The 12,532-nt window shown below is 70.5% G+C and carries 9 protein-coding genes; 3 read left to right on the top strand and 6 right to left on the bottom strand.

Translation table 11 applies throughout. The annotated features are described in order from the left end of the window. Nucleotides 1-1,385 precede the first annotated feature (1,385 nt). Nucleotides 1,386-1,853: a MarR family winged helix-turn-helix transcriptional regulator gene (locus ABTZ17_RS08280; protein WP_502994621.1), complete on the bottom strand. Its 468-nt coding sequence runs from the start codon at nucleotides 1,851-1,853 to the stop codon at nucleotides 1,386-1,388. A gap of 158 nt (nucleotides 1,854-2,011) precedes the next feature. On the opposite strand from ABTZ17_RS08280, the gene ABTZ17_RS08275 reads away from it, so the two are divergent. Then, nucleotides 2,012-3,514, top strand: a complete 1,503-nt coding sequence (locus tag ABTZ17_RS08275; protein ID WP_352194725.1) for an MFS transporter — start codon at nucleotides 2,012-2,014, stop codon at nucleotides 3,512-3,514. Between the two features lie 193 nt (nucleotides 3,515-3,707). Here ABTZ17_RS08275 and ABTZ17_RS08270 read toward each other — a convergent pair whose 3' ends face one another. From ABTZ17_RS08270 to ABTZ17_RS08255, 4 genes are all read right to left on the bottom strand, one after another. Continuing rightward, nucleotides 3,708-4,574, bottom strand: coding sequence for a GNAT family N-acetyltransferase (locus tag ABTZ17_RS08270; protein WP_352194724.1), 867 nt, complete (start codon nucleotides 4,572-4,574; stop codon nucleotides 3,708-3,710). A 306-nt stretch (nucleotides 4,575-4,880) separates the two neighbouring features. Continuing rightward, the gene (locus tag ABTZ17_RS08265) at nucleotides 4,881-6,761 is read right to left on the bottom strand and encodes a hypothetical protein (RefSeq protein ID WP_352194723.1); all 1,881 of its coding nucleotides are present in this window, start codon (nucleotides 6,759-6,761) and stop codon (nucleotides 4,881-4,883) included. 520 nt (nucleotides 6,762-7,281) lie between these two features. Further along, nucleotides 7,282-7,404, bottom strand: a complete 123-nt coding sequence (locus tag ABTZ17_RS08260) for a hypothetical protein (protein WP_352194722.1) — start codon at nucleotides 7,402-7,404, stop codon at nucleotides 7,282-7,284. A gap of 56 nt (nucleotides 7,405-7,460) precedes the next feature. Beyond that, nucleotides 7,461-7,838 (bottom strand): hypothetical protein, encoded by a 378-nt coding sequence (locus ABTZ17_RS08255; protein ID WP_352194721.1) that lies wholly within the window; start codon nucleotides 7,836-7,838, stop codon nucleotides 7,461-7,463. A 98-nt stretch (nucleotides 7,839-7,936) separates the two neighbouring features. Here ABTZ17_RS08255 and ABTZ17_RS08250 point away from each other — a divergent pair, with 98 nt between their 5' ends. Together ABTZ17_RS08250 and ABTZ17_RS08245 are read left to right on the top strand one after the other, a co-directional pair. Further along, on the top strand, nucleotides 7,937-8,395 hold the full coding sequence (locus tag ABTZ17_RS08250; protein ID WP_352194720.1) for a DUF6228 family protein: 459 nt from the start codon (nucleotides 7,937-7,939) through the stop codon (nucleotides 8,393-8,395). Nucleotides 8,396-8,568: 173 nt separating this feature from the next. Continuing rightward, complete coding sequence (locus tag ABTZ17_RS08245; protein ID WP_352194719.1) at nucleotides 8,569-9,150, top strand: hypothetical protein; 582 nt, start codon at nucleotides 8,569-8,571, stop codon at nucleotides 9,148-9,150. Nucleotides 9,151-9,268: 118 nt separating this feature from the next. Here the strand turns inward: ABTZ17_RS08245 and ABTZ17_RS08240 are convergent, their stop codons facing one another. Further along, nucleotides 9,269-12,529, bottom strand: a complete 3,261-nt coding sequence (locus tag ABTZ17_RS08240) for a phosphoinositide-specific phospholipase C-related protein (RefSeq protein WP_352194718.1) — start codon at nucleotides 12,527-12,529, stop codon at nucleotides 9,269-9,271. Nucleotides 12,530-12,532 lie beyond the last annotated feature (3 nt).

The following is a 12,532-nucleotide window of genomic DNA, read 5'->3' as shown; positions in this document are numbered from 1 at the left end:
GGTGTGGGAGCGAGTGGTGGCGGCGGTGGTGGTGGGGTCACGGGTGGCTACACCATCTGCCGGCCCTGATGCTGCGTGGACCTTCTGTGTCCGCTCAACCGACGGGGACGCTGTCGGCTTCGCGGGGATCGCGGTGCTTGACCGGAGATCACCTCACTATCGATGTCCTGCGGTACCCGAACCCCGTGACGGTCCGGGCGATCCCGATGGCGTTCGCCTGAGCTCCTCCGTTCTTCTCTCTGACGATCAACTACTCCACTGCGACTACGTACTGCTCCTACTGCGACCACTCGTGGCCTGTTTGAACGCCACGTTCCGCCAGCCAGCCCCGTTCGCCGTCCTAACACCGCCCTTGGCTTGGAACCCCACTGCCGGACCTCCCGGTGCGCGCGCCCGCAGCAGACGCCTTCACCGAGGTACCACCATTCACTTCACTGCTGCGTACACCACTGCGTCAACAACCGGCACTGCTGCGGCAGCCCCTGATCACTGCGGGCCACCCGGCCCGGCCGTCAGTCCCGTCGCCGTCCATCACCCACATTGGCTTCGACACTCCACGACCAAGCCGTCCTGCAACTGCTGGTACTGCCAGTACCGCATCCCGGCAGTTCGTCTCTGCCGGGCCTTCGTTCTCTTCGGGCTACGACAGAAACCATACCCACCACACCTGCCAATGTCTACTCCGGCCGTCATAGATTTTGGGTCCGGGTTGAGGCAGGTAATGAATGTCCGCCCGATGAAGCGAAGGCGTCGGCGAGGCGCGGGGCCACTGTTACAGCGGTCCTGACACCACGCCCGGTTCCCCTATAGCCGATGCGATCAAACCGCACGGACATTCGATTAAGGCACGCCTGTGAGCGCAGCACTGCGCCCACCTGGGAGCCGATCGGCCCGATAGCTCCTGGACAGTCAGGAACGCTCCCACCTGCTCGATCGCCTGCGCCGGCCACACCTGCGGCTGGGGATCGGTGTACCCGGGATCGTCGTGCACCGCGAAACCGTGCTGCGCCCCGTTCAGCTCCAGCACGTCGACCGGGCCGGGCAGGACACGGGCGTGGCGGCGGGTGGACTCCACCGGCACGAAAGTGTCCTTCGTACCGGTGGACGAAGAGCGTCGGGGCGTGGACCTCGGACAGGATGTACTCGCCGTCGCCGTAGTACGGGCGGGAGGTGACGCACCGCTCCCGGTGGTCCAGCCGGGGGTTGAGGAGGACCAGTCGGCCCACGCCGTCCGGGCGGTACAACGCGTGCAAGGCCGCCGCCCCACCGGAGTCGGACGGCGACGTCGTGCAGGCGGCTGCTCGTCGGTCGCGTAGGGCGGGGCGTGGGTGAAGAGGATGCGGGGGGTGAGGGGAAGCCTGCTGGGAGCGAGCCGGTCAGGAAGTTCATCCCTCAGGGAGTGTGGGGGGCGCGGTCCCCACTGCGTCCTGTTCCGTGAGGTGGCTGTCCATGGTGGTGTTCAGGTGGGCCATGAACGCTTCGACCTGTTCCAGGAACCGGGGCGGGTAGGGCGACATCGCGGAGTCGAGGCGGTGGGCGAGCGGGCCGAAGAACTCGTCCGCCCGCTCCTGGATGTGCCCGCCGCTGCGCAGTGTGACGATGCGCCGGTCGGAGTGCTCGCGGGCGCGGGTGATGTGTCCCGCCGCTTCGAGGCGGTTCAGGAGTGCGGTGGTGGCGCCGGTGGAGAGGGAGATCCGCTCGCTCAGCCGCGCCGGTGACAGGGGGGTGCCGCGTTCCTCGGCGGCGGCGATCTCCAGGACCGCGGTGGCGTCCGTGGAGTGCAGGCCCAGCCAGGCGGCGAAGCGCCGGCTGAGCTCGGCGTAGTGGCCGCCGTAGATCCTCAGCGATTCCATCAGCCGCTCGCGCTGCTCCGCGACGTCGTCGCGCACTGCTTCCTCCACGCCTTCGCCCTTCTCTCCTGTCGCGCGGCCCGCACGGTCATCCGCTTTGACAACCTACCGCCACCACTTTACCTTCACCGTGGAATTACTTCACCATGGAGGTATCTGGAATGCGTGACCCTTCCCCCACCCGGGAGGAGACGACCGAGCCCTACCGATGGCGGTGGCTGATCCTGGCGGTGATGATCGTCGCGGAGATCATGGATCTCCTGGACGCCTCGATCGTCAACGTCGCCGGCCCTGACCTGGAGAGGTCCCTCGGCACCGGCTCGGTCGGACTGCAGTGGGTGATCGGCGGCTACGCCCTCACCCTGGGCGCCGGCTTGGTGCTCGGCGGGCGGCTCGGCGACCGCTACGGGCGGCGCCGGATGTTCCTGATCGGACTCGCGGCCTTCACCACGGCCTCGCTGCTGTGCGCGATCGCGCCGAACATCGAGTCGCTGATCGCCTTCCGTCTGGTGCAGGGCACCGCCGGAGCGATGCTGCTGCCCCAGGGCCTGGGGCTGCTGCGCGAGAACTTCTCCGGCCCCGAGCTCACCAAGGTCTTCGCGATCTTCGGCCCCGTCCTCGGCCTGGGCGGCATCATCGGCCCGGTCCTGGGCGGATTCCTCATCGAGGGCGACTTCTTCGGCCTGGGCTGGCGCTCGGTGTTCCTGATCAACCTGCCCATCGGCATCGCGGCACTGATCGTCGCCGCGAAGTTCGTGCCCAAGAAGGCGGGCGACCGCACGATCCGGGTCGACATGACCGGCGCCGCCCTGGTCGTGGCGTCCTGTGCCCTGCTCGTGCTGCCGCTCAACCAGGGGCAGGAGAGCGGCTGGCCGCTGTGGACGTGGATGTCCATGGCCGCCTCGGCCATCGGGTTCTCCCTCTTCGCCCTCCAGCAGCGCCGCACGGCCGCCGCCGGCCGCGAACCGCTGGTGACCCCGGGCCTGCTGCGCAAGCCCGCCTTCACCGTCGGACTCGGCGGCATCGCCCTGTTCTTCGGCGGGCTCGTCGGCACCCAGCTCGTCCTGACCCTGTACCTCCAGATCGGCCGGAACTTCACCGCCGGTGAAGCGGGACTGGGCAATCTGCCCCTCGCGGTGGGAACAGCGCTCGGCGGCGCCATCAGCGGGGCGTTCCTCGCCGACAGGATCGGCCGCACGGTGCTCCAGATCGGACCGCTGGTCCAGCTGGCCGGCGCGGCCGTGCTGTGGTTCGAGCTCGACGGCCTCGACCCCGCCTCGTTCTCGATCGGGGACATCGCACCCGGCGTGGCAGTGGCGGGCATCGGCGCCGGCATGGTGATCGCCGCCCTGTTCAGCTTCATCCTCGCCGCGGTCGACGACGACGAGATCGGATCCGCCTCCGGCGTCCTGTCGGCGGTCCAGGCGGTCGGCGGCTCCATCGGCGTCGCCGTCTTCGGCTCGGTGTTCTTCGCCCAGGCCAAGACAGGTGACTTCACCGGCGGCTTCCACCGGGCCCTCATCGTCCAGGCATGCCTGCTGGTGGTCTTCTTCGCAATCACCTTCCTGCTGCCAAAGAAGGGTCGCCCCGAAGACGAGCAGCACGGCATCGCCCCGGAGACGACCGCCGACGACTCCGGTACCAAACAGCACCTCACCATCTGAGCCCCGGCCTGGGCCGTGCACGACAAACGGCCCCGGCTGCGGCCTGCCGGCCAGGCTCGGCGGCACCGCGCAACCACGGGCCACACCCCGCGCCCTGGCCGGAGCGGCCTGCCTCCGGTGTGCCGGCACCGCAGGGCCGGTCGGGGACGGGGGTGCCGGGTGGTCCGGTCAGGGCGCCCGGACGGTCGCGGCTTCAGGCCGCTCGGCTGACGTCCAGCCGTTCGGGAGAGGGCTCGTATCCAGCGGCCCTGTAGGTGGCGACGGCGGCGGCGTTCGACGTCGGGGTGCTGACGAATGCGCTCGATGCACCCAGTTCACGCAGTACCGCCGCGGCGGCGACGCTGATCGCCGTCCCGTAGCCGCGACCGCGGTGGTCGGCGTGCACGCCCACCGGCTCCAGCAGGCCGGGTTTGCCGGGCCCGGCCGACCAGACCGTGGCCGCGGCCACCGCGTTGTCCTGGTCGTCGTAGCCGATCAGGCAACGGGCGTCGGCGTAGACCGGCCCCGCCGCGAGGACGTGCCAGATCTCCTCCGTGAACCACGGGCTGTCGAACGCCGAGCGGTGCACCGCGGTCCGCACCGCCGCCTTCTGCGGACCGGCCACCTCGATCCGCAGGCCGGAGTCCTTCACGGGCCCGACGAGGTCGCGGTGCAGCGGCGTCCACGACTCGTCCGGTTTCCAGCCCGTTTCCAAGAGGACCTCGCGGAGCAGGGCGCCGTGGGGGATTTCGAGACCGGCTTTCCCGGGCGGCAGAACCCCACGCGCCGGATCATTGAGGTCCGCCACCAGCCGGCGCGCCAGATCACCGTCCTGCCACAGGTCAGGCGCGGTCGTCAGACGCAGCAGATCAGGGGCGTCCAGGTATCCGACGGCAATGATCCGTCCGCCCACGCTCCAGGTGCGGACCGCCGCGACCAACCTCTCAGCGCCCAACGCCCAGGCCCAGCCGAGGTCTCCCGGATGGAGTTGCAACGGCGTGTGGTCGTCCTGCCATGCGCGCAGGGCATCCACGGCCCCGGTCAGTCCCCCGACGTCGGGCTCGTTCAGAACAATCGTCATGGCCCGCATCTCACAACATCGCGGCGACCGACCGCACCCGGTTTACTGAGCCGGCGAAGGTACCGCCCCGCCGGGACCGCGCCCGTACGGTCGCGACCCGGCCGCCCCTGGACATCGTCCTCCCGGGGCCGGGCAGAGTCGTACGCACCGGCTGCGACGCCACCGAGAGGCTGGTGCCGATCCTCCGCCACGGTGAGGGGGACGGTCCTGGGCGAAGCGGGCACCGAGCCCTGACACTCGCCAGGGGCCGGCGCGCCGAGGACGTGTACCGCGGCGCGGGTGTCGGAATTCGATGTCTGACGCGGCTCAGGTACAGGGCCAGGCGGCCGCCGCTGCCTTGCGCTCTGCCTGGGGAAGCGGTGCGAGTTCGCGGGCGGTGAGACGCTCCGCGCCGGCCTTGCAGGCATCTGCCACGAGGGCGTCGGCGCTCGGGAAGTCTCGCTCGTTCGTGTCGTCGACGCGGGTGGCGTCGACGACGGTGAGGTCGTCATCCGTGATGACGATCATCCGCAGGGTCTTCCCGTCCTCGCGCACGGGCACCACCATGGTCTGCTCCCCGCCCGCGATGTCGGTGGCACGGGAGCCGGCCGGGAGCACTGCCCGGTACGTGCGGCCGAACTGCGGGAGGGTGACGCGCAGGGCGTGGACGTCGTCGGCGGAGCCCCTGCGTTCCACGAGGTACCGGTGGGAGGCGTCGGTACGGGTCTCGCTGCCCCCGGGGCCGACCGTGAGGCGTTCACCCGAGCGGGCCAGGAAGGCGTCGTCAACGCCCACGGGAACGGTGGCCACTGTGGGCTTCAGGCCGTCGAGACGGACTTCGCGGACCTCCCGGCTGTGGGGGAAGGTGACGTCGCTCTCGACGATGGGCACGTCCTGGTGGACTGCGACGACTTCACCGCGCAGTGCGTCGCGTGGGCCGTGCGCGTACAGCAGGCGGTGGGTGTCGTTGTTGAAGTCCAGGAACTGGACTTCGCCCGCCGCGCGGTTCACACCGTCGCCGTTGGACTCGAAGGTCTTCCTCGGCTCGGCACCCATCATGTTCCACACCTCGCGATGGCCGTTCGGCTCGGCGAAGGCGAGCATGCCGCCGCAGTCGCTGATCGCGAAGGCGGAGGCGGGATCGACGGAGGGGCCGATCGTCGACCACTTCGGGGCCGCGGCGTCCTTTCCGAAGGTCAGGATCTGCATGCGGGCCTGCGCGGCCCCTCGCTGCCGGGTCAGGACCGCCAGCTTGTGGCCCTCCGGTGCGACGTCGACCGCGAGGACCTCGCCCTGGGGGGCAAGCCCGCGGTGCGTCGTCGTCACCGTTTCGTCGTACGCGCTTCCGGAGCGCAGCAGCGCACCGTACAGGGCCTCGTCGCCGGTGGGACGGCCGGACGCGGCCCAGGCCGCGAGCGCGTAGCGGCGGCTGCTCTGTCGGGCCGGGGCGAGGACGCCGCGCTCGGCGCTGCTCACGCCGGGCGCGTAGCCGACCGCGCTCGTGGTCAGGGCCATCGTGCGCAGCAGTGTCCCCGCCTGGGAGGCTGGCGGTACCGCACGGGACGCACGGGGCTCCTGCACGGCGGAGTCGTCGGCCACCGTCTGGTCGCGGCCGTTGACGGAATCGAGTACGAACGGCGTGGCGACGGCGGCGATCGCGACGGCGCAACCGGCAGCGAGCAGAGCCCTCACCGGGCGCGTGCGGGTCTTCCCTTCGTCCCGCCGTCCAGCGCCGGTTCCGGTTCCGGTTCCGGCGGGAGCCGTGGGGTCGGCGACTCTGGTGGTCCGGGCGATCACCCGGCCGTTGGCGGCGACGAGGGCACCGGCACGAGCGGGGCCGGCTCCGGCCGAGGGGGCGGCGGGGCCTTGGCTCGCCTCGGCGGGGGGAACGGCGACGGGGACATCCTCGGCGGACGGCCCGTCGGCACCCGGGCCTGCCTCCGGGGAGGTGGCCACCTGGCCTTCGTTCGCAACGTTCCCTTCGTCCGCGACGTTGCCTTCATCCGCGACGGTGCCGGCCGCGACGCTGCCTCCCACCGCACCGGCCGTTTCGCCCGTACCGCTGGCGGCGACGGGTCCCGTGGTGGCGCGGTGTTGGGCCGGGACGGTGTCCTTCGGCCCGGCGCTGCCGGCCTTGGGGGACTCCGTCCCGCCGGATGGGGGTCCGGCCGGACCCGGGTTCGCCTCGGGTCGCGCGTTCCTACTCACCTGGGACTACTCCTTCATGCACGGCACTTCGTCCGCCGTTCCGCCGGTCGGCGTCACCGCGTTTCGTCGCCGACCATGAGGTTCCCCGGGCCGCGCGCTCCACTACGTCGATGCCGATTCGGACGGGTGTCGGTGAGCCAGTCGAATTCGTCCCTGGGCCGCGGGACAACTCCGCCGCCCGTTCGGGTGAGCACTCCCCCGCGGGGCGCGGCGCCTGAACCCCATGCCGACGCAGCAGGTCAGAGCCCCGGAAGGGGCGTTTCCTGACCACCGTGGACGCCGCCCCCATCGTCCACCACCAAAACGGCCCTGCGCGGAGTCACAGAATCGGCCTGCTCAGCGCCTGGTGAACGGTGGAACACCAGTGCTTGCGCGCGCAGCCGCTCTCCCGGGGGACACCTTGACCCCGGCGGCTGACCTCGTCGCACCGGTCGCGCTCCGCTTCGGCCCCGCTGACCTGCTCCATGGAGCATCGACCTCTGCCCGCTGCGGACAAACCCTCCGCGTTCCGCCAGCTTCGTCATCGGGCTACCTGTCCGACCCGCTCCTTGTGCCGCTCCCGGGCGCGGGCGGCGGCTTCCCGAGCTGGGGCGTCGGCGGCCGTGCGGCGGACGTTGCCGATCGCGTCCCGCAGGAGGCTCATGTGGTCGCGGTCGACGGGGACGAGCACCGGTCCGTACGGGCGCGCCCTTGCGCGCGCTACCAGATCAGGACACCTCCGGCGACGCCCAGGGCGCGCTCGGCCGCTTCCTCGATGTTCTTCAGCCGCTGCGCGATCTGGCGGACGTACTCGGCGTGGGTTTTCGACGGATCGGTCCGCGGGGCAACAGCGTCGAGATTGCCGCGGATCAAGGCGCACTCGGTCAAGAACTCCCTCACCCGGTGCGGAGGCACCCTCAAGTCATCGCTCGCCAGAACCGGAAAGAAGCTCGCACCCAGTGAGCGAACGTTCTCGTTGCCCCACACCGAGGTACGCCAGCGTTCGAACCCCGCGAGGTCCGAACCGCCCTCGGGGACATCCAGCACGTGCACCTGACCGTCGTCACCGACGACGAAGACATCCACGGACAAGCTCATCACCCCAGTCGATCACGGCCCAGGACCTGCGGTCCATGCGATTCCTCCCGGAGCCCGACATCGGTCACGACAGGCCGGGCTGACCTACGGTTGCGCCCATGACTTTTTCGAGCGGTGCTGTCGATGGACCGGACGGGGTCGCCGTCGTCTGCCGGGACAACGCCTCCGTGACGGTGCGACTCTGCGAGCGGAGTTCCGAGGACGGTTGGTGTGTCCACTACTCGGTCGAGGTCCGAGGGCCGGGGCTCGGTGCCCGCATCGAAGATGTCGTGGGATGGGTCGGTGACAGCCAGGGTCTCGGCGGCTTCCTGGAGGCGCTGGCGGGCGACTTCGCGGGCTGGGAAGGAGAGCGGCTCTGGACCACCGGCGACAGGGATCTGGCCGTGTCCGCGGTGCACCGGTCCGGCGGCCACGTCGGTCTGACGTGGACACTTCGCCCCTGGCGGAGTACCGCGGCAGGATGGAGCGCTTCGGTGACCACCTGGCTGGAAGCAGGCGCGCAGATGTCCTCGCTCGCCTCCGACATCCGCCACTTCGTCGACGGCCCGGCCGACTGACCCGCCTCAGGAAACAGAACGCCCCGAGGCCGAAACCACTGCCGGAGCAGGCGCCCGCCGGGCCCGGTGCCAGGACAGTCGGCCCCGGGCCCGGTCGTGGTCGGGGGTTCTGAACTCCACAGGGGCTGAGGCCGCGGCGGCAGGGCCTTCGGGGGCGGTGAGACGCTGGCGCTGTGACAGAACAGAAGACTTTCCAGACGCATCTGCGGCAGGCCGCCATCGGGATCCTGGAGTGCGTTCCCGAGCAGTTGAAGCGCGAGGTGTACGTCCTGGCCTTCAACATCTGGCGCATCGACGCCGACAACCGCCACCCGTACGTGGACATCGGCTACAACACGGAGAGCCAGTGCGAGAAGGGAATGAGTCGGGATTCCGATCCCTGGGAGGTGCGCTGGAATCATGCCTTCTGGATCCTTGAGGGCTTCGACAAGCTCGGCAACGTTCCCGAGGACCCGGTCGGCGGCCCCCTGTACGAGGAGGAGGCACGAGGGCTCGGCATCTGGTACGACGGCGAGTTCGATCTCGGTCGGATGCTGGAGGACGAGGGGCTTCGCGCCAAGTCCGGCCTCCTCGAACTCCACTTCCACGACGCCGTGATCGACCTCGCCCGATATCTCCATGCGAGCGGCGCCATCGAGAGGGTCTTCGGCCGCCCCCTGCCCGTGGTCGTGTTCGACATGGACCGTCCCGGCTGGGAGGAGGAGGCCACCAAGGCCACCAACCCGGCCGACCTGATCGGGGACTTCCTGGCGTGAACGCGGGGATCCGACACGTTCGTGACGCGCCCTCGCAGGCTGACCGGGCGGCCCGAGCCCGGACCCCGCGTGCGGCAGCCGGGCTGCCGCACGCGGGGGCACGGGTGTTCCGCCCGTGTCAGCCCGTGTTCCTCAGGAACACCGAGGTGTGCGGGGCGGTGTGGGTGGTGTTCACGCCGGCAGAGGCCGTGAAGTCGGTAGTTTCGCGGCCGCTCCAGTCGGCGATCGGGCTGCCCCCCTGAGACAGGTGCTGGAAGCGGGAGGGGTCGCCGGGCGCGGAGCCGAACTGGTAGACGGGCTGGGGGCCGGCGGCCGTCTTCCCGTAGGGGAGGTAGTCCGTGTACGGACCGCCCTTGGTGAGCTGCTTGGACAGGGTGTTGTTGACGAAGACGTTCTGCGGGCCGGAGGAGCCGGACCACTTGAGCGCCTTGGCGCCCGCGGCCCACCAGATCGGGTACCAGGTGCCGGACTCGACCTCGCCGCCCTCTCCGCCGCAGCGGGCGGTGCAGTTGCCCGAGTAGTGCTCGTACGGCACGCGGACGGTGTTGTTCTCGAAGAGGTTGCGGCGCTCCCAGCCGCCGTGGAGGTTCAGGTCGGAGTCGAAGTCGTTGCCGTAGACGACGTTCCCGGAGGCCGACCACTGGAGGGTGAAGTGGCGGAGGTTGCGGGTGGTGTTGAGGGCGTAGAGGGAGTCCCAGACGCGGCTGCCGCGGAAGTAGCCGTTGCCGCCCTTGCCCTTGTTCCACGCGCCGTCGAGGTGGTTGCGCTCGAACTGGAGGTTCTTGGCGACCTCGGTGACGATCGGGTGCGATCCGGTCATCTCCGCGCGCACGCCGCGGGCCCAGGAGTCGGCGGCCCACTTGAAGACCAGGCCGTGCATGGCGTACGCCGGGGCCAGGTTGCCGTAGTTGTGCCGGGCCTGCTCGGGGGTCATCCCGGGCATGTCCTGGGTGAAGGAGAAGTTCTCGAAGCCGACTCCGACCACCATCTTCAGCGGGGTGACCTTGCTGGGGTAGACGGTGCCGTCGATCGCGGCGGAGCCGTCCGAGGTGGAGTCCACCGGGAGGTCGAACTCCAGCGGCTTGTCGAGGGTCAGCGTGCGGTTCGCCGCGTCGACGGAGGAGATGCGGAACACCTGCTGGCGCATGTGCAGGTTCTCGTACCGGCCCTCGTCGGAGGCGCTCTGGAGGGCGTAGAACTTCCGGCTGTTCGCGGCGCCCACCCATACGTGCCCGCCGACGGGGAAGCGGGCCGGGTCGGCCTTGGCGTCGAGGTGGACGACGCGGTCGCCCTCCTTCGCGGAGAAGCCCGGCGCGGCCGTGGAGGTGCGCAGCTTCACACCGGAGGCCCAGTGCTGGTTGATCGAGCCCTCGAAGAGGTCCTTGCGGTTCGCGGGGGCGGCGGCCAGCTCGTCCGCGTACCGGGGGGCGACCTCGCGGGTCGAGACGCGGAACAGGCCGCGGCCGGGCCACATCCAGCCGCCCTTGCCGGTGTCCGCGCCCGAGCCGTAGGACATGGCGTCCTGGTCCCAGCGGCTGCCGTCGGAGGTCAGGGTGTCGTACTTGGTGTCGTCGTCGGGGCGGAACACGATCCGGGTGCCCCCGGGCCGGGCCGGGTCGCTGCCCTGGCCGCGGATGGTCAGGTAGCTGGCGTCCACGGAGATCTGCCGGCTGATGTTCAGCTTGCCGGCGGGCAGGGTGATCAGCGACAGCCGTTCGAACTGCGCGGCGCCCCCGCACCGGGTGCGGATGTCGTCGATGGCACGCTGGAGACCGGCGGAGTCGTCGGCCTCGTCGTCCGGCTTGACGCCGTAGGTGCCGTCGAGCTCCTCCGGGGTGATGCGGCAGGCCTCGTCGCCGGTGTGCTGCGCCTCACCGGGCAGCAGGCTGCCGCCGCGGTATCCGGCGCCCGCCCAGTTCGGCATGCCGGGCAGCTGCGCCTTGCGGTTGTAGGCGCTCAGGAGCCGGGAGGGCGGGGTCGGGTTCGGGTTCGCGGCGGCCTCGGGGGTGTACCGGTGGCGGCCGATGGTCTCGATGGCGCGGTGGGTGGAGCCGCCGAGGGGCAGCTCGTAGAAGTCGACGGCGACGTAGTTGGGCGTCTTGCGGGCGGCCGGGCCGCAGATGTTCAGCGCCCGGTCGACCAGGGAGTCGCCGTTGTCGATGGCGGCGGTGATGACGGTGGGGGCGTTGCGGAACTGGTTCATCACGAACAGCGGGGTGAAGCCGGGCTCCTGCCGCGTGAGCGGGATCTCGTCCCAGCGGGTGTAGCAGTCCTTGTTGCCGGCGAGGTCGCCCATGCTCCAGAAGTTCTCGACCGTCCAGTCGCGCTGGAGGCGGACGCCGACCTCGGGCACGTCGCTCTTGTCGGAGAAGATCAGCAGCCGCTTGTCCAGCGTGCGCATCTGCGACAGGGTCGGCCAGCCGTGGGTGGCCACCCCCTGCGCCACGGGGTCGAAGACCAGATCGGTCAGGCCGGGTACGCGGGCCATCTCGCGGGCCATCTTCGCCCGGTCGTCGACCCGGTCCTCCAGGAAGACGGTGACCACGGCGTCGGCGTCCTTCTTCAGGAACGTCACGATGTCGGCCAGTCCGTCCAGGTAGACGCGGTTGCCGCCGACGACGCAGGTGCCGTGGCACATGCGCAGCGGGTCCTCGGGGTCACCGTCGTCGTAGACGTCCAGCATCATGCCCCGGACGCCCTCGTCCAGCTGGGTGGCCATGCTGCGGGACTGGTTGGGGAAGACGAAGCCGTCGCCGTAGGAGTTGAAGGCGTTGTGGGTGGTGAGGAAGGTCGCCTGGTCGAGCCGCGGGTCGGCCGGCGGGGTGTACTCCTCCAGGACCAGGTCGGTCAGGCGCCAGCGGCCGCGGCCGGAGTCGGCGTCGGCGCGGGTGCTGAGGGCGAGCTGGACCCCGCTGTTGCTCTTGCCGCCCGCGGTGGTGGAGGAGGTGAGGTACAGGTCGGCGCCAGGCGTCTTCAGCAGGTAGGTGTCGGCCTGGACCTGGTCGAACTCCCAGGTCGTACCGTCGGCGCCGCAGAGCTTCAGGACGGCGAGGGTGCCGTCGAGGCCGATGCAGTAGGCACCGTTGACGTTGCTCTTCAGGTAGTACGAGGAGCCGGTCGCGGCCTCGAACCACCACTGCTGCCCGTGCCGGCCGCCGTACGTGAACTGGAGGATCTTGCGGCCCTCCTCCATGTCCCCGGCCTCGGCGTCCACGGCGAGACCGTTCAGGGCGTTCTGGATCTGGACCGGCCCGAGCCGGTTCGGCGGCCCGGGCGCGGCGACGGCCGCCCCTGGGAGTACGGACGCGATCAACGCGGCCGTGAGCCCGGCCACGGCGGCGAAGACCAGCCGCATGCGGCGGCGATCTCTGTTGAACATGGG

Source organism: Streptomyces sp. NPDC097619 (assembly GCF_040302735.1).
In the GTDB taxonomy this organism is placed as follows: domain Bacteria; phylum Actinomycetota; class Actinomycetes; order Streptomycetales; family Streptomycetaceae; genus Streptomyces.
Note: the sequence above shows the minus strand (reverse complement) of the source record. Positions and strands in the feature narration are given on the sequence as shown.

What these genes read in the sequence shown, in the direction of transcription:
- ABTZ17_RS08280 (WP_502994621.1), bottom strand. Translation starts at nt 1,853, where the DNA reads ATGGAATCGCTGAGGATCTACGGCGGCCACTACGCCGAGCTCAGCCGG.
- ABTZ17_RS08275 (WP_352194725.1), top strand. Translation starts at nt 2,012, where the DNA reads ATGCGTGACCCTTCCCCCACCCGGGAGGAGACGACCGAGCCCTACCGA.
- ABTZ17_RS08270 (WP_352194724.1), bottom strand. Translation starts at nt 4,574, where the DNA reads ATGACGATTGTTCTGAACGAGCCCGACGTCGGGGGACTGACCGGGGCC.
- ABTZ17_RS08260 (WP_352194722.1), bottom strand. Translation starts at nt 7,404, where the DNA reads ATGAGCCTCCTGCGGGACGCGATCGGCAACGTCCGCCGCACGGCCGCC.
- ABTZ17_RS08255 (WP_352194721.1), bottom strand. Translation starts at nt 7,838, where the DNA reads ATGAGCTTGTCCGTGGATGTCTTCGTCGTCGGTGACGACGGTCAGGTG.
- ABTZ17_RS08250 (WP_352194720.1), top strand. Translation starts at nt 7,937, where the DNA reads ATGACTTTTTCGAGCGGTGCTGTCGATGGACCGGACGGGGTCGCCGTC.
- ABTZ17_RS08240 (WP_352194718.1), bottom strand. Translation starts at nt 12,529, where the DNA reads ATGTTCAACAGAGATCGCCGCCGCATGCGGCTGGTCTTCGCCGCCGTG.